15 protein-coding genes are annotated in these 15,324 nt (G+C 70.8%); 8 read left to right on the top strand and 7 right to left on the bottom strand.

Annotated features, from left to right (window positions below):
- Positions 1-180 precede the first annotated feature (180 nt).
- Entirely contained in the window at positions 181-1,083 is a 903-nt protein-coding gene (locus tag ACQEU8_RS05995) for a helix-turn-helix domain-containing protein (RefSeq protein ID WP_433097569.1), read from the top strand.
- A gap of 94 nt (positions 1,084-1,177) precedes the next feature.
- Here the strand turns inward: ACQEU8_RS05995 and ACQEU8_RS06000 are convergent, their stop codons facing one another.
- Both ACQEU8_RS06000 and ACQEU8_RS06005 read right to left on the bottom strand, forming a co-directional pair.
- On the bottom strand, positions 1,178-1,999 hold the full coding sequence (locus ACQEU8_RS06000) for an SAM-dependent methyltransferase (protein WP_433097571.1): 822 nt from the start codon (positions 1,997-1,999) through the stop codon (positions 1,178-1,180).
- Positions 2,000-2,289: 290 nt separating this feature from the next.
- Complete coding sequence (locus ACQEU8_RS06005) at positions 2,290-2,754, bottom strand: ATP-binding protein (RefSeq protein ID WP_433097573.1); 465 nt, start codon at positions 2,752-2,754, stop codon at positions 2,290-2,292.
- Between the two features lie 323 nt (positions 2,755-3,077).
- Here ACQEU8_RS06005 and ACQEU8_RS06010 point away from each other — a divergent pair, with 323 nt between their 5' ends.
- From ACQEU8_RS06010 to ACQEU8_RS06030, 5 genes are all read left to right on the top strand, one after another.
- The gene (locus ACQEU8_RS06010) at positions 3,078-3,935 is read left to right on the top strand and encodes a helix-turn-helix domain-containing protein (RefSeq protein WP_433097575.1); all 858 of its coding nucleotides are present in this window, start codon (positions 3,078-3,080) and stop codon (positions 3,933-3,935) included.
- 3 nt (positions 3,936-3,938) lie between these two features.
- Positions 3,939-4,199 carry a DUF397 domain-containing protein gene (locus tag ACQEU8_RS06015; RefSeq protein ID WP_019356270.1) on the top strand — a complete coding sequence of 87 codons (261 nt, stop codon included), beginning with the start codon at positions 3,939-3,941 and terminating at the stop codon, positions 4,197-4,199.
- A 41-nt stretch (positions 4,200-4,240) separates the two neighbouring features.
- A complete protein-coding gene (locus ACQEU8_RS06020) occupies positions 4,241-5,065 on the top strand; it encodes an SAM-dependent methyltransferase (RefSeq protein ID WP_433097577.1) in 825 nt (274 codons plus the stop codon).
- A gap of 37 nt (positions 5,066-5,102) precedes the next feature.
- The gene (locus tag ACQEU8_RS06025) at positions 5,103-5,927 is read left to right on the top strand and encodes an SAM-dependent methyltransferase (protein WP_433097579.1); all 825 of its coding nucleotides are present in this window, start codon (positions 5,103-5,105) and stop codon (positions 5,925-5,927) included.
- 79 nt (positions 5,928-6,006) lie between these two features.
- On the top strand, positions 6,007-7,866 hold the full coding sequence (locus ACQEU8_RS06030) for an acyl-CoA dehydrogenase (RefSeq protein WP_433097581.1): 1,860 nt from the start codon (positions 6,007-6,009) through the stop codon (positions 7,864-7,866).
- Between the two features lie 24 nt (positions 7,867-7,890).
- On the opposite strand, the gene ACQEU8_RS06035 is transcribed toward ACQEU8_RS06030, so the two are convergent.
- Positions 7,891-9,441 carry an FAD-dependent oxidoreductase gene (locus ACQEU8_RS06035; protein ID WP_433097583.1) on the bottom strand — a complete coding sequence of 517 codons (1,551 nt, stop codon included), beginning with the start codon at positions 9,439-9,441 and terminating at the stop codon, positions 7,891-7,893.
- Between the two features lie 240 nt (positions 9,442-9,681).
- On the opposite strand from ACQEU8_RS06035, the gene ACQEU8_RS06040 reads away from it, so the two are divergent.
- Positions 9,682-10,446 carry a DUF6227 family protein gene (locus ACQEU8_RS06040; protein WP_433097585.1) on the top strand — a complete coding sequence of 255 codons (765 nt, stop codon included), beginning with the start codon at positions 9,682-9,684 and terminating at the stop codon, positions 10,444-10,446.
- 56 nt (positions 10,447-10,502) lie between these two features.
- On the top strand, positions 10,503-11,792 hold the full coding sequence (locus tag ACQEU8_RS06045; protein ID WP_433097587.1) for a transglycosylase family protein: 1,290 nt from the start codon (positions 10,503-10,505) through the stop codon (positions 11,790-11,792).
- Here the strand turns inward: ACQEU8_RS06045 and ACQEU8_RS06050 are convergent.
- From ACQEU8_RS06050 to ACQEU8_RS06065, 4 genes are all read right to left on the bottom strand, one after another.
- Positions 11,789-12,487: an ABC transporter ATP-binding protein gene (locus tag ACQEU8_RS06050; protein WP_433097589.1), complete on the bottom strand. Its 699-nt coding sequence runs from the start codon at positions 12,485-12,487 to the stop codon at positions 11,789-11,791. The two genes, ACQEU8_RS06045 and ACQEU8_RS06050, sit on opposite strands and share 4 nt — an antisense overlap.
- Positions 12,484-13,431, bottom strand: a complete 948-nt coding sequence (locus ACQEU8_RS06055; RefSeq protein WP_433102177.1) for an ABC transporter ATP-binding protein — start codon at positions 13,429-13,431, stop codon at positions 12,484-12,486. Before ACQEU8_RS06055 ends, ACQEU8_RS06050 begins: the two co-directional genes overlap by 4 nt.
- 62 nt (positions 13,432-13,493) lie before the next feature.
- On the bottom strand, positions 13,494-14,360 hold the full coding sequence (locus ACQEU8_RS06060) for an ABC transporter permease (RefSeq protein ID WP_433097591.1): 867 nt from the start codon (positions 14,358-14,360) through the stop codon (positions 13,494-13,496).
- Positions 14,357-15,316: an ABC transporter permease gene (locus ACQEU8_RS06065; protein ID WP_433102179.1), complete on the bottom strand. Its 960-nt coding sequence runs from the start codon at positions 15,314-15,316 to the stop codon at positions 14,357-14,359. Before ACQEU8_RS06065 ends, ACQEU8_RS06060 begins: the two co-directional genes overlap by 4 nt.
- Positions 15,317-15,324: the final 8 nt, after the last annotated feature.

Consider the following 15,324-nt stretch of genomic DNA (forward strand, 5'->3'; position numbering starts at 1 on the left):
CAGCACCGGGCACCGCCGCCACACGACACGGACGTGTGGCGGCGGTTCACCTGTGCTGGTTCAGGTCCCCGGCACCAGCCCGCGAAATCCGGCCGTGTAACCGGTATGGCTGTACGCTCGATCGGCCGAATGGGACACTGAGCATCCGTACAGTCACTCAGGGAAGCAAGGCGGGGCCCGATGGGAGCACAGCCGCGACGCGAGGCGTCGCCCGGACGCATCCTGGACTACCCCAGGGGTGGACCCACGATCCTGCGCATCGTCCTGGGCACCCAACTGCGTCGGCTGCGCGAGGAGCGGGGCATCACCCGCGAGGCGGCGGGAGAGGCGATCCGCGGCTCCCACGCCAAGATCAGCCGCCTGGAGCTGGGCCGCGTCGGCTGCAAGGAGCGCGACGTCGCCGATCTGTTGACGCTGTACGAGGTGTGGGACCAGCAGGAGCGCGAGGAGTATCTGGAGCTTGCCCGGCAGGCGGGCTCACCGGGCTGGTGGCAGAAGTACAACGACGTGATGTCGCCGTGGTTCGACCGGCTGCTCGGCCTGGAAGAGGCCGCCGCCATGATCCGCACGTACGAGGTGCAGTTCGTGCCCGGCCTCCTCCAGACCCGTGACTACGCGCGCGAGGTCATCCGGCTCGGCCATCCCCGGGACGACAGCCGGCGCAGCGAGCGCCGTATCGAACTGCGCATGGAGCGCCAGGGGATCCTCGACAAGCCGCACTCACCGCGGCTGTGGGCCGTGATGGACGAGGCGGCCCTGCGTCGCCCGCTGGGTTCGCCGCAGGTGATGCGCGCTCAGCTGGAGCGGCTCATCGAAGCCACCGAGCAGCCCAACATCACCTTGCAGATCGCCCCGTTCAGCATGGGCGGGCTCGCCGCGGCGGGCGGCCCGGTCACCATCCTGCGCTTCCTGGAGCCCGATCTCCCCGACATCGTCTACCTCGAACAGCTGACCTCCTCCCTCTACTTGGAGAAGCGCGAGGAGGTCGAGGGCTATCTGGTGGTCATGGACCGGCTGTGCGCCATGGCCGAACCTCCCGCCAGGACAGCCGCGTTCCTGGAGAAGTTGCTGACCGAGTACTGAGCACCCAGGGCACGTACGCGCATCGGACGACTTCCGGGTCGTAGGGACCGGCGGAGAAGTTCATCCGAAAGGATGGGAACCGCCGGCCCGTCGACTACGGCTTCCGTCCTACGCCGCCGAACTCGAACCAGGTCTCGTCCTCCAGCTGGCGCGCGCACAGATCGGAGTCGGGGCGCCAGTCGTTGAGCTCGACCAGGCCCGGTTCCAGCAGTTCGAGCCCCTCGAAGTACGGCTCCACGTCCTGGGGTTCGCGCACCCGGCCCCAGTTGCCGTTGGTGCTGGTGTTCATGAAATCGGTGACGAAGTCGCGGGTCTCCTTGTCGTGGCTCACCAGCTGGTTGAGGACCACGAAGCTGCCCGAGGGCACCCGCTCCACGGCGCGGCGTACGACGGCGGCCGGGTCGGAGTCGTCGGGGATGCAGTGCATCACCGAGATGAAGAGCAGCGCGACGGGCTGGGAGAGATCGAGCAGCCGGCCCACCTCGGGGCTGCCGAAGATCGTTTCGGTGTCGCGCATATCGGCCTGAATCACCGCCGTGTTGGCGTTCTCCTCCAGCAGCGCCCGGCCGTGGGCGAGCACGATGGGGTCGTTGTCGACGTAGACGACGCGGGATTCCGGGTCAGCGCGCTGTGCGACCTGGTGGACGTTGTCCTGGGTGGGCAGGCCGGAGCCGTGGTCGAGGAACTGGCGGATGCCGTAGTCCTCGGCCAGGATGCGCACGACCCGCTGGAGGAACCGGCGGTTGTTCCGGGCGAGGGCCCGGGTACGCGGCACCTTCTCGTCCAGCGCCGCGACGGCCTCGCGGTCGACGGCGTAGTTGTCCTTGCCGCCCAGGTAGTGGTCGTACATCCGGGCCACGCTCGGGACCGTGATGTCCACCCCGTGCGCCCCGTTACCGGTCGTCTCTTCCCGCATGTGTGCCCCACTGTGTTCAACCGGCGCACCGCACGCCGACCCGCGCGATCGCCTGCCCAAGCCGGAAGCATGCCACGGCGATCGGGTCCGGACCAACGTCAAGTGGCTTTTGCACAACGGAAATTGACGCGGCACGGGGTACAGAACGGGAGGACCCGGGAGGGTTGCGGCGCGGCGCCAGCCGAGCCCAGTGAACAGCCTCCTGGGAGCTCCGAACACCCCTGCGAAACTGGCTCGCGCCTGCGAAACAGGCTCGGCGGTGACAGCGAGTGATCAGCCGGACCTGACGGTCACAGCACGCTGGTCGCGCCGAGTTCGGCCCAGACGACACGGCCACAGCCGGCACCGTGCGCCGAGACACCCCAGCGCTGGGCGAGGGCGCCGACGAGCTGGAGACCGCGGCCGTTCACCTCGTCCGAGGTCGCGCTGCGGGCCTGCGGCGCGCAGCTCTGCGTCCCCTCGTCGGTGACCTCTATCCGCAGCCGTTCGCCGTCGAGGTGGATGCGGCACCTGATGCGGATGGTGTCCGTGTGCAGTACGGCGTTGGTGACGAACTCGGAGATCACCAGCTGTGCGGTGTGGCCGAGTTCCTCGGGAAAGCCCCAGTGCTGCAACCGGCTGCGGAGCCGGGCGCGGGCCCGGGCGACCGACGAGGTGTGAGCGGGGAGCTCGAACCCCTCCTGACGCGATTCGACGGCCGGAGCGGCCGACGGTGCGGGCAAGGAGAGCTGCGCAGGGGGATACGAGGAGGCCACGGATGAACGCCTTCCGTCTACCTGTGAGGGGAGTGGACGGCTGCCGGGAAATGCTCCGCACAGGGCCCGAGACGGCCGGCGCACGCGAACACCCGGGGGGCCGCTGCCGACGGGCCCTCCGGTGACTCGAGCGACGCTGTGCGGCTCCAGTGCCGGAGCCTCATGAGCTGGGTCACGCTCTTCACTATGCGCAGCATCTTTCACAGATGGCAAGGGCCGTTCTGCAATTCGCAGAATCGCACGGGCAGTATGGCTGCTGCATGGGAGCCATGGCACACTGCTGACGCCAGGGTCCGCCAGGGGAGGCAGTCAAGGAGGCAGTAGTGGCCGAGGCTCGTTCCGCACCGACTGTGGGGCAGATAGTGCTCGGTCTACGTCTGCGCGACCTCCGCGAGCGGGCGGGTTGTTCCTTCGCCGAAGCCGCGTACGCACTCAGTGTCAACACGACCACGGTGCGTCGTATGGAGAAGGCGGAGGTCGGTCTCAAGCCACCGTACGTCGAGAAGCTGCTGCGCATGTACGGGCTCTCCGATGAGGAGACTGCCTCGTTCCTGTCCCTGGTGGACGAGGCGAACCGGCCCGGCTGGTGGCACAGCTTCCGTGACGTACTGCCCTCCTGGTTCAGCCTCTACGTGAGTCTGGAGGGCGAGGCCAGCCTGATCAGGGCCTACGAGCCACACTGCGTCCCGGGGCTGCTACAGACCGAGGAGTATGCGCGCGCTCTGCTGCGCACCGGATTCCCCTCGGCCGACGAGGAGGAACTGGATCGTCGGGTCCAACTGCGGATGGGGCGCCAGCGGCTCCTCCAGGACCCCGACGCGCCGGTCCTCTGGGCCGTACTCGACGAGCAGGTGCTGCGTCGGCATGTGGGCTCGCCCGCGGTGATGCGGGAGCAGATCGACCGGCTCATCGAGCTGTCCAAGCAGCAGAACATCACGCTGCAGATCATCCCGTTCACCTCAGGTGCGCACCCCGGCATGTTCGGGCCCTTCCAGCTCTTCCGTTTCGAGATTCCGGAACTCCCGGACATCGTCTACACGGAGAGCCTGACGGGCGCCACGTACCTGGACCAGCGTCCGGACACCGCCGCTTATTTGGAGGTGCTGGACCGTATGGGCGCGCAAGCCGCGCCGGTACCACACACCGAGGCTGTCCTCGGTGAGATCCGCAAGGAGTTCTGAAGCATGGGTCATTCAGGCCACCCCCCACACATATACAACGGCATGCCTGCGAAGCACCTCGGTACCGAGGGCTGGCAGAAGCCCTGGAGCGGCACCAACGGCGGCAGTTGCGTCGAAGCGATGAAGCTCGGCGACGGCCGGGTCGCGCTGCGTCAGTCGACCGACCCGGAAGGTCCGGCGCTGATCTACACCACCCACGAGTTCGAGACCTTCCTCCGGGGCGCGAAGCAGGGCGTGGCCGACTTCCTGCTGGCCTCCGACTGACGGCACCGCCACGACCTGGACCCGGAGAACGGAGAGGCGGCATGACCGCAGAGGGGAACTTCCCCGGCATCGATACGACCAAGCCGCACTCGGCCCGGATGTACGACTACTACCTCGGGGGAAAGACCCACTACGAGGTGGACGTACAGGCTGCCGAGGCGGTCATCGCGACCGTGCCGTTCGCCGGGGCCATGGCGCGTGCGAACCGGGACTTCATGATCCGGGCCACCCGGTGGCTGGCGGCCGAGGCGGGGGTGCGGCAGTTCCTCGACATCGGCAGCGGCATCCCGACCGAGCCCAACCTCCACCAGGTGGCACAGTCGGTGGCCCCGGAAGCCCGGGTCGTCTACACCGACAGCGACCCGATCGTGCTGCAGTACGCACAGGCACTGCTGCACAGCACGCCAGAGGGCCGCACCGCCTACCTCCAGGCGGACGCCACCAAGCCGCAGTCCATCGTCGACTCCGATGAACTGCACGCCACGATCGACCTGGGCAGCCCGGTGGCCCTCTCGGTCAACGCGCTCTTCCACTTCGTCCCCGACGAGTTGGGGCCGTACGAGATCCTCTCCGGTCTGCTGGAGCGGCTGCCCTCCGGCAGCTATCTGTGTCTCTCGCACGCCACGTCGGAGATCGGGGATCCGACGCTGGAGGCGCTGGGCCGTGAGGTGGAGGAGATCTACGCGAAGGGCGGCACCACGCTCCGGCTGCGCAACCGCGCCGAGATCAGCCGTTTCTTCGACCGGCTGGAGCTGGTGGAACCGGGCATGGTGATGGCACACGAGTGGCGCCCGGAGCCCGGCCGGGCCACCGAGCTCGAAGACGGCCGTCCCAGCATGCTCGCCGGTGTGGCCCGCAAGCCCTGACCAGGACCACGACAGGAAACACCAAGGGGGAACCGCGATGTCCGAGCGGGACGGCGCACCGCCGATCGACACGGCCAAACCGCACTCCGCGCGCATGTACGACTACTACCTCGGGGGCAAGACCCACTACGAGGCGGATGTGCGGGCTGCCGAGGCAGTGGTCGCCAGGCTGCCGGAGATCGTCACCGCGGCCCGCGCCAACCGGGACTTCATGGTCCGGGTCACCCGCACCCTGGCGGCCGAGTACGGCGTGCGGCAGTTCCTGGACATCGGCAGCGGCATCCCCACCGAACCCAACCTCCACCAGGTGGCACAGTCGGTGGCCCCGGAAGCCCGGGTCGTCTACACCGACAACGATCCCATCGTGCTCCAGTACGCACAGGCACTGCTGCACAGCACATCGGAGGGCCGCACCACCTATCTGCACGCCGATGTGACCCGGCCCGAGAGCGTGCTGGAGGCGGCCGAACTGCACGACACGCTCGATCTGGAGCTCCCCGTAGCCGTCTCGGTCAACGCGCTCGTCCACTTCATCCCGGACGAGCAGGGCCCCGAGCGGATACTGCGCACACTGCTCGACCGCCTCGCGCCCGGCAGCTTCCTGTCGCTCAGCCACGGCATCGCCGATGTGCCGGACCAGGAGAGCGCCGATCGGATCAACGCGGTCGTCGACATCTACAAGCGGAGCGGCACGGTCCTGGTGCCCCGGGGCCGTACGCAGGTAGCCGGGTTCTTCGACGGACTGGAGCTGCTCGATCCCGGTATCACCCAGGCCCATCTGTGGCGCCCGGACACCGACCCCGACGGCGGACTGCCCAAGGGCACCCTGACGTTGTACGCGGGGGTGGCGCGGAAGCCGTGACGCGGGCTCGGCCTGCGGGCCGTTGACAGGGAAGACCCCCGGAGCGACCATAAGCAAGCGCTTAGAATCGGAGCGCTCCATGCTCGCTGCCTCCGGGGATCGGACCACCGTCATGCCCTCACCCTCGCTGCTGCTCTCCCGCCGGGACCTCGAGTTCCAGCTCTACGACTGGCTGGACGTCGAGTCGCTGACCCGGCGCGCACGCTACGCGGAGCACTCCCGGGAGACCTTCGACGACGCCCTGGAGCTGAGCGAGCGGATCGCCACCCGGCACTTCGCGACGCACAACAAGAAGAACGACCAGGAGGAACCCTGGTTCGACGGTGAGCGGGTGCACACCGTCAAGGAAGTGTCCGAGGCGCTGGGGGTGTTCGCCGAGTCAGGTCTGCTGGCGGCCGCCGTGGACGAGGAGTTCGGCGGCATGGGCATGCCGCAGACCGTTGCGACCGCCTGCTTCTCGTACTTCCAGGCGGCCAACGTCGGCACATCGGCGTACCCGTTCCTCACCCTCGGCAACGCGCGCCTGCTGTGCGCACACGGCACCCGCGAACAGGTCGACACCTACGTACGGCCGATGCTCGAGGGGCGCTTCTTCGGCACCATGTGCCTGTCCGAGCCGCAGGCCGGCTCCTCGCTGGCCGATGTCACCACCCGTGCCGAGCGGCAACAGGACGGCACCTACCGGCTGTTCGGCACCAAGATGTGGATCTCCGGCGGCGACCACGAGCTGTCCGAGAACATCGTCCACCTCGTGCTCGCCCGCGTCCCCGGTGGCCCGGCGGGCGTCAAGGGGCTCTCGCTGTTCATCGTCCCCAAGTACCTGGTCGAGCCGGACGGCACGCTCGGTGAGCGCAACGACGTGGTGGTGGCCGGGCTCAATCACAAGATGGGCTACCGGGGCACCACCAACACGCTGCTCAACTTCGGTGAGGGCGTACACCACCGCCCCGGCGGTGAACCGGGCGCGGTGGGCCAGTTGGTGGGCGAGGAGCACCGCGGACTGGCGTATATGTTCCACATGATGAACGGCGCCCGCATCGGCGTCGGCGCGGGCGCGATGGCGCTGGGCTACACCGGCTACCTCAAGTCCCTCGCCTACGCCCGCGAACGGCCGCAGGGCCGGCCGCTGACGGCGGGCGGCAAGGACGCCACGGCGCCCCAGGTCCCGATCGTCGAGCACACCGACGTACGCCGGATGCTGCTCGCCCAGAAGTCGTATGTGGAGGGCGCGCTGGGGCTGCTGCTGTACTGCTCCCGGCTGGTGGACGAGCAGCGCTCGGCCGCCACCGAGGAGGAGCGGGCACGGGCCGGGCTGCTGCTGGACGTACTGACGCCGATCGCCAAGAGCTGGCCGTCGCAGTGGTGCCTGGAGGCCAACAGCCTCGCCATCCAGGTGCACGGCGGATACGGCTACACCCGCGAGTACGACGTCGAGCAGCACTACCGCGACAACCGCCTCAACCCCATCCACGAGGGCACCCACGGCATCCAGGGACTGGACCTGCTGGGCCGCAAGGTGGTGCAGGACGGCGGGGCCGGACTGCGGGCGCTGGGTGACGCCGTACAGGAGACGCTCCAGCGCGCCGTAGCGGCGGGCGGCGAGGCCGCCGAGCTGGCGGCGACGCTGCGCGCGTACTGGGAGCGGGTCACCGCGGTGACGGGAGGGCTGTGGGGCGGTGGCGATCCGGCGGTGGCGCTGGCGAATTCGACGGCCTATCTGGAGGCCGTCGGGCACGTGGTGGTGGCGTGGATCTGGCTGGGACAGTTCCTCGCCACTCTGTCCAGCGGCTCGGACGCCGGGGACGATGCCTTCCTGCAGGGCAAGCGACAGGCGGCGCGGTACTTCTTCCGCGCCGAACTGCCGCGTACGGCCCCGCAGTTCGACCTGCTGGCGGCGCTGGACACCGTCGCGCTGGACACCGACCCGGACTGGCTGTGAGGGCGGCGGGACGCCGGGCGGGGCTCACTCCTCGCCCAGGTCCCGCTGCTCCAGGGGCCGGGTCGCCGGACCCTGTATGACCGAGCCGTCGGTGCCGAACCGCGAGCCGTGGCACGGGCATTCCCACGCCGACTCCGCGTCGTTGAACCGCACCAGGCAGCCCAGGTGCGTACAGCGCGGCGAGACGGCGCGCAGCTCGCCCTCGGTCGTGCGATGCACCGCGCAGCGCCGTCCCCGCACCCGCACGATGGCTCCGGTCCCCGGCGGGATCTCGTCCACCGAGTCGACGTAGCTGGGGCGCAGCCGGTCCCCGACGAAGCGCCGGGCCACCGCCGACTGGAGGCGCAGCAGCGCGGGCGCCTCACGGGGCCGCAGCCGCACCGGGTCGTACAGCCGTGCCCACGGCGGCAGCGGCGCACCGGTGACGTGCGCGGCCAGCAGTTGCCCGGCCAGCACACCGGAGCTCATCCCCCAGCCGCCGAAGCCGGTGGCGACGTAGACGTGCTGGGTGCCCGCGTGGAAGCGGCCGATGTAGGGCACGCGGTCGGTGGTCTCGTTGTCCTGGGTGGCCCAGCGGTGGGCGAGCCGGGCGTTGGGGAAGCGCTCGTACGTCCAGGCCGCCAGCCGCTCGTAGCGGGCGCCGACCGAACCGATGCCCGGCATCCCGGGGGTGAACTTCTCCCCCGTGACGATCAGCAGCCGCCGCCCCGTACCGAAGGGGTAGGGCGCGGTGCGTACCGAGCGGGTGCCGCGCTCCGGTGAGAGGTAGGTGCCGCCGGGGTCCTCGTCCTCGGGCAGCAGCGCGGAGATGACCAGCTCCCGGCGCGGCTCCAGCCGGGAGAACATCAGCGCCCTGTCGAAGACCGGGTAGTGGGTGGCCACCACCACGTCGCGGGCGACGACCTCGCCCCCGTTCTCCGCGCCGAGCAGGCACGGCTCTCCCTCGTCGAGCGCGACGATGCGGGTGCGCTCGAACAGCAGCCCGCCGTGCCGGTAGATGTCGTCCGCCAGGGCCAGCAGGTATTTGCGCGGGTGGAACTGCGCCTGGTTCTCGACGCGTACGGCAGCGCGCACCCCGAAGGGCAGCCCGGTGTCGGTGGTGAACGAGGCGGCCAGCCCGGCCTCGGCTGCCGCTTCCGCCTCGGCACGCACCTCGTCCACATGGTCCGCCGACTCGACGTACGTGTAGGCGGGCACCCGTTCCAGCTCGCAGTCGACGCCCAACTGCTCGCTGACGGCGGTCAGATGGTCGACGGCGCCCTGCTGCGAGGCGGCGTAGAGCCGTGCCTCCTCCGCACCCCGGTTGGCCCGCAGCCAGCTGTAGGTGAGCCCGTGCAGCGCGGAGAGCTTGGCCGTGGTGTGCCCGGTGACGCCGGCCGCCAGCCGGTCGGACTCCAGCACGGCGACGCTGCGGCCCGCGCGGGCCAGCTCCCAGGCCGCCGAGAGGCCCGCGATGCCGCCGCCCACCACGGCGACGTCGACCTCGATCCGGCTGTCGGGCGGCAGTGGAGGGCACGGTGCTCCCGCCGCCGAGAGCATCCAGTAGGACTCGTATCCGACGGGCAGTGTCGTCACCACTGCCTCCTTTCAGAGGCCCTTCAGCCGCGGCTCGTCGTACCTGTGGTTCCCGCTGGCACGCCGCTCACCCCCGACGATCCTCTGGCATATCGCCTGGATTCGGCTGAAAAAACGCTTCGCCGAAGGGTTTCCCGCAGCGGAATTCCACCAACTCCTCCCCCGCGCCACGGTGTGGGCGCTACGGTGTGTGCGCGCGGGGACGGTCGGTTGTTTGCTGCACGCCGGGAGGGTTCCGCGATGGGCGACAAAGCGCACCTGACGCCTGTGCACCACCTCGAAGAGCTGCTGGCCCGCGCCCAGAATCCCTTCGATGTCCGCGACGAGGTGCTCGACCGGCTACGCAGCGCTGTGATGTTCCAGGTCGAGCTGTACGGCTGGCGGCACCGCAATTCCCCGCTGCCCGCGCTGCGATGCAGCAGTTTCCGCCATGTCTTCCTGCTCGCCGACGGCAGCAGCCTGCTGTTGTGGGAGCTGTGCTACGACAGCCCCGACGGTGCGGGCGAGTTGCACGAGGTGTACGACGACGCGGAGGCGCTGCGCCGCTCCGAACGCCGGGTGCACCGCCGGATGGGCGAGGAGGGCGAACCGGACGGCGCGGGCCGCGGGTCGCTCTCGTTCGACTTCCTCACCGGAGCTCCTGGTACGGCCTATCCGCGCCGCGAGTACCCGGAGGGCGACTCGGCCGAGCACGCCCGCAGGCTGCTGCGCCGGGCGGAGAACTCCGACCGGCCGGGCGAGGAGACGCTGCGGCTGCTCTCCTCGGCGCTCGGGCACCACATCATGCACGTTCCCGGGCCACGGGTGCACGCCGACGACTGCCAGGTGTGGTGCTCGGTCTACGAGCACGCCTTTCTGCTCGCCGACGGCACCGAGGTCAGCCTGTACGAGCTGGAGCACAACATGACCGGCAGCGGTCGGCTGGCGTGCGAGGTGTATCTGGACGAGTCCGTGGCCGACCAGGCAGCACATCGCCTCGCGAGGGAGCGGGGCTTGGACCTGTAAATCCCGGGCCACGGTTCCGTGGGCCGCTGACCAGCGAATCAACGGAGGTACCCCCCATGTCCATACGTGGACGCCACCGCCGCTATCAGCCACGCGCCGTCTCGCGCGCCACCTTGAAGGTGACCGCGGGCGGCGCGGGGATAGCCATGCCCCTCGTCGGGGCCCAAGTCGCAGAGGCAGCGCCCACAGACGTGTGGGACAAGGTCGCCGAGTGCGAGAGCAGCGGCAACTGGAGCATCAACACCGGCAACGGCTTCTTCGGCGGGCTCCAGTTCACCCAGAGCACCTGGGAGGCATACGGCGGTACTGCTTACGCCGCGCGGGCCGACCTGGCCACCAAGGCCCAGCAGATAGCGATAGCCGAGAAGGTACTGAAGGGCCAGGGGCCGGGCGCCTGGCCCAACTGCGGGCCCCGGGCGGGGCTTTCGCGCGGCGACGCGGATCCTGGCGGCGCCCCTGCGGGCGGTTCGCGGGCCGGTGCCGGGCAGTCGGGTGACAAGGCCGAGAAGTCGGACTCGGAGCAGTCGCAAGCGGAGAAAGCCAGGGCGGAGCAGGCTCGGGCGGCGAAGGCCAAGGCGGACCGGGCCAGAGCCGAACGCAGCAAGAAGCAGACCACTTACGAGGTGGTCAGCGGCGACACTCTCTCCAGCATCGCCGATGAGCTGGGCCTCTCGGGTGGCTGGCGCTCGCTCTACGACGGGAACCGCGCCACTATCGGCGACGACGCGGACCTCATCATGCCCGGCCAGCGGCTGAGCGTGACCGGCGCCCCGCAGGGCGAGGAGCGCGAGAAGTCACAGCCCACCAGGTCCGAACGCCCCGCCAAGACACCGTCGTCGCAGCAGCAGGCGCCGCAGAAGCAGGCCCCCAAGACGCAGCCGAAGCCGGCGCCGAAACCGGCCGCTCCGAAACCGGCCCCCAAGCACAGGGCCCCCTCCTCCGCCGCCACCGCGCCGGTCGCCGGCGTCAGCCCCGGCACCCCGTACGGTGCGTCGGGCGGCAGCTGGTCCTCCGGCTACCACACAGGCGTCGACTTCCCTGTCGGCACCGGCACTCCCGTCAAGTCCGTCACCAACGGCACGGTCGTCTCCGCGGGTTGGGGCGGCGCCTACGGGTACGAGGTGGTGGTGCGGCACAAGGACGGCAAGTACAGCCAGTACGGCCATCTGTCGGCCATCTCGGTGCGCTCCGGGCAGGCTGTCGAGACGGGGCAGCAACTCGGCCGCTCCGGGTCGACGGGCAACTCGTCAGGGCCCCATCTGCACTTCGAGGTCCGCACCGGCCCGGCCTACGGCAGCGACATCAATCCGCTGACGTATCTGCGGGCGCACGGAGTGCGGATCTAAGGAGCCGTACCGCCCCGGGCGACGGCCATCTGGTCCAGTTCGACCGTACGGTCGCACCAGCGCTCCAGCAGTGTGCGGTCGTGGCCGACGGCCAGCAGTGCCGCGCCGGAGTGCTGCCGGTAGTCCTCCACCACGGCGACGAGCGCCGCCGTGGTGGAGGCGTCCAGCATCGCGGTCATCTCGTCGCAGACCAGCACCCGGGGCCGCAGCGCCAACGCCCGTGCCACACAGGCGCGTTGCAGCTGTCCGTCGCTCACCTCGTGCGGGCGGCGGCCGAGCAGTTCGTCGCCGAGTCCGACAGCGTCCGCCAGCTGCGCGACGCGCTCCGCCGCCTCGGCGCGGCGCCCCGTGGCGCGCAGCGGTTCGGCGATCAGCGCGGCGAGGGTGAGCCGGGGGTCGGCGGCGAGCCGGGGCTGCTGGAAGACGACGCCGACAGCGGTGCGCTGGGCACGCGGAGCCCGGTGCCGCCAGCCACGGGCCGGTTCGCCGCCGAGCCGAACGGTGCCCGCGTACGGGCGGTGCAGCAGTGCCGCGACCTTGGCCAGGGTGGACTTGCCGCAGCCGCTCGGTCCCAGCAGACCCACCGCCTCGCCCTCGCACACGGTCAGCGAGACCTCGCGCAGCACGGGTGCGCGCCGCTCGTACCCCGCGGTGATGTCGCGCAGCTCCAGCGCGGGGTGGTGCGCCGCGGTCATACGCCGCTCCCCTCGCACACGTCGGCGGAGGGGCGGCCGGCTGCGACCGGATGGTGGCAGGCCACCCCGTCGGTCGGTACGGGCAGCTGGGCGCACTCGGCGCTCGCGCGGGTGCAGCGGGGTGCGAACGCGCAACCGTCCGGGAGGTCGCCCAGCTCGGGCGGCATACCGGGAATGGGGGTGAACGCGCGCTCGGGCAGTGCCGCCAGCAGTCCGCGGGCGTAGGGGTGGCGAGGGCCGGGCTCGCCGAAGAAGTCCCGCGCTTCGGCCAGTTCGACGACGCGGCCCGCGTACATCACCGCCACCCGGTCGGCTACGCGCTCGGCCGCCGCCAGATCGTGGGTGATCAGCAGCAGGCCCCGGCCGTCGTCCGTGTGGGTGCGCAGCTCGTCCACGGTGCGCTGCACCAGGTCGCGGTCGAGTCCGGTGGTCGGTTCGTCGGCGAGCAGCAGTGGTGCGTCGCCGACCAGCGCCAGCGCGGTGGCGGCCCGCTGGGCGAGCCCGCCGGAGAGCTGGTGCGGATAGCGGTCGAGATGGTCCGCGGGGAAGGCGGCCCGGGCGGCTGCCGCAAGTGTCGCCTCGGCCAGTTCCTTGCCCCGCACCCCGCGCAGCTCCCGTACCGTCTCGGCGAGTTGGGAGCGCACTGTGCGGACGGGGGTCAGATGGGCCGCCGGGCTCTGCGGTACGAGACCGATGAGCCGTCCGCGCACCGTGCGGGCGAGGGTGGCCTCGTCGGCGGCCGGCAGATCGAGCCCGGTGTCCTGCCCGGGGCCGTACAGCAGCGCGCTGCCGCTGGTGCTGGCGTTGGCCGGGAGCAGCCCCAGCAGTGCGGAGGCGAGCACCGACTTGCCGCAGCCGCTCTCTCCCACCAGCGCCAGGCACTCCCCCGCCGCCAGGTCGAAGGAGACGTCGCTGACGGCGGCGATCTCGCGGCCGCGCCGCATCCGGAAGCGCACGGAAAGCTCCCGTACCCGCAGCAGTGTGCGCACGGTTGCACTCTCCCCGCTCACAGCATCAGCTCCGATCGGCGCCGCGGGTTGATCCGTTCCCGCCACACGCCCGCCAGCGACGCGATGGCGAGAGTGGGCACGATGAGGAACAGGCCGGGGAAGAGCGTGGGCCACCAGTCGCCGGCCAGCAGGGTGCCACGGGCACTCTCGATCATGTTGCCGAGGCTCGCGCGATGGGTGGGCAGTCCGAGGCCCAGGAAGGACAGCGCCGACTCGTGCCAGATGGCGTGCGGCACCATCAACACGGCCGCCAGCCCCGCCTGCGGCAGTACACCGGGCAGCAGATGGCGTACGGCGACCCGCCACCGCGAGGCGCCACCGGAGACGGCGGCGTCGATGAAGTCCCGTGAGCGCAGGGACAGCACCTCGGCACGGACGATCCGCGCGGTGGACAGCCAGTGGGTGAGCCCGACGGAGGCGACCACCGGCCAGACGCCGGGGCGGAACATCGCCACGATGAAGATGCCCAGCAGCAGATGCGGTACGGAGGAGAAGACGTCGACGACACGCATCACCATCCGGTCCACCCTGCCGCCCGCCGCACCGGCGGCCGCGCCGACGGCGGTACCGATGACGGTCGCGGCCAGCGCGGCGACCACGCCGACGAGCAGCGAGACCCGCAGCCCGTACACACAGCGCAGCAGTACGTCGCGGCCCACGTCGTCGGTGCCGAACGGGTGGGCGGGCGAGGGCGCTCGCAGCTTGGCGGCCATGTCGACGGCCTGCTCGTCCAGTGGGAACAGCAGCGGCACCAGGAGCACCGCCGCGAGCACGGCCACGAGCACCCCGGCCGAGGCACGCACCCGCAGGGCGCGGCCTGTCCCCGCTCCCCGGGTGGGGACGCCCTTGAGTACGGCGCTCACATCTCCTCCAGGGCGACGCGCGGGTCGGCCAGTCCGTACAGCAGGTCGGAGAGCAGGTTCCCGGCGAGCACCGCGACTGTGGCCAGAGTGGTGAGGGCCGCCAGCAGCGGGAAGTCCGTCGCGGTGGCGGCCTTGACGGTGGCCGAGGCGATACCGGGCCAGCTGAAGACCGTCTCCACCAGCAGTGCGCCCGTGATGAGTTCGGGCACCCGCGAGCCGACCAGTGTCAGCAGCGGCAGCAGCCCGGAGCGCAGCGCGTGCCGCAGCAGCACCGTGCGCTCGGCCAGCCCCCGTGCCCGGGCCCCGCGCGCGGCGTCCTCCTCCAGCGCGTCGCCGACGCCCTGGCGTACGTACAGCAGGAACCACGGCACCTGGGAGATGCCCAGCACCAGTGCGGGCAGGGCGAGGTGGCGCACCAGTGCGCCCGCGGTGACCAGGTCGCTGCCGGAGTCGGTGAGCCCGCCGGCCGGCAGCACGTCGAACTGGACGGCGAACAGCCAGATTCCGAGCAGCCCGATCCAGAACGGCGGTGCGGCCTCCAGGGTGTAGGCGAGCGAGGTGACCGTCCGGTCCAGGACGCCGCCCCTGCGGCGAGCCGCGGCAACGCCGAGGGCCGTACCGACGAGGACGGCGAAGGCGAAGCCCACCGCGCACAGCAGCACCGACCAGCCGAGCCGTTCACCGATGACCTGGGAGACGGGCTGCCGCAGCGAGGTGGAGTCCCCCAGATCCCCGGACAGCGCGCTGGTCAGCCAGTCCCACCAGCGCTGTGGGAACGGGCCGTCGACGTGGAGGTTGCCGCGCAGTTGGTCCAGCGTCTCCTGCGAGGCGTTGAGGCCCGCCGAGCCGGCGTACTGCTGTACGGGGTCGAAGGGCGAGGCGGCGGCAACGGCGAACACCCCGAATGTGACCGCCGCCAGCACGGGTATCGCGGCGAGCACCCGCCGCCCCACCATGCGCGCGA

This window comes from Streptomyces sp. CA-250714, from assembly GCF_050936705.1.
Taxonomy (GTDB): Bacteria; Actinomycetota; Actinomycetes; order Streptomycetales; family Streptomycetaceae; genus Streptomyces.

What these genes read in the sequence shown, in the direction of transcription:
- ACQEU8_RS05995 (WP_433097569.1), top strand. Translation starts at nt 181, where the DNA reads ATGGGAGCACAGCCGCGACGCGAGGCGTCGCCCGGACGCATCCTGGAC.
- ACQEU8_RS06000 (WP_433097571.1), bottom strand. Translation starts at nt 1,999, where the DNA reads ATGCGGGAAGAGACGACCGGTAACGGGGCGCACGGGGTGGACATCACG.
- ACQEU8_RS06015 (WP_019356270.1), top strand. Translation starts at nt 3,939, where the DNA reads ATGGGTCATTCAGGCCACCCCCCACACATATACAACGGCATGCCTGCG.
- ACQEU8_RS06020 (WP_433097577.1), top strand. Translation starts at nt 4,241, where the DNA reads ATGACCGCAGAGGGGAACTTCCCCGGCATCGATACGACCAAGCCGCAC.
- ACQEU8_RS06025 (WP_433097579.1), top strand. Translation starts at nt 5,103, where the DNA reads ATGTCCGAGCGGGACGGCGCACCGCCGATCGACACGGCCAAACCGCAC.
- ACQEU8_RS06030 (WP_433097581.1), top strand. Translation starts at nt 6,007, where the DNA reads ATGCTCGCTGCCTCCGGGGATCGGACCACCGTCATGCCCTCACCCTCG.
- ACQEU8_RS06040 (WP_433097585.1), top strand. Translation starts at nt 9,682, where the DNA reads ATGGGCGACAAAGCGCACCTGACGCCTGTGCACCACCTCGAAGAGCTG.
- ACQEU8_RS06045 (WP_433097587.1), top strand. Translation starts at nt 10,503, where the DNA reads ATGTCCATACGTGGACGCCACCGCCGCTATCAGCCACGCGCCGTCTCG.
- ACQEU8_RS06050 (WP_433097589.1), bottom strand. Translation starts at nt 12,487, where the DNA reads ATGACCGCGGCGCACCACCCCGCGCTGGAGCTGCGCGACATCACCGCG.
- ACQEU8_RS06055 (WP_433102177.1), bottom strand. Translation starts at nt 13,431, where the DNA reads ATGCGGCGCGGCCGCGAGATCGCCGCCGTCAGCGACGTCTCCTTCGAC.
- ACQEU8_RS06065 (WP_433102179.1), bottom strand. Translation starts at nt 15,316, where the DNA reads ATGGTGGGGCGGCGGGTGCTCGCCGCGATACCCGTGCTGGCGGCGGTC.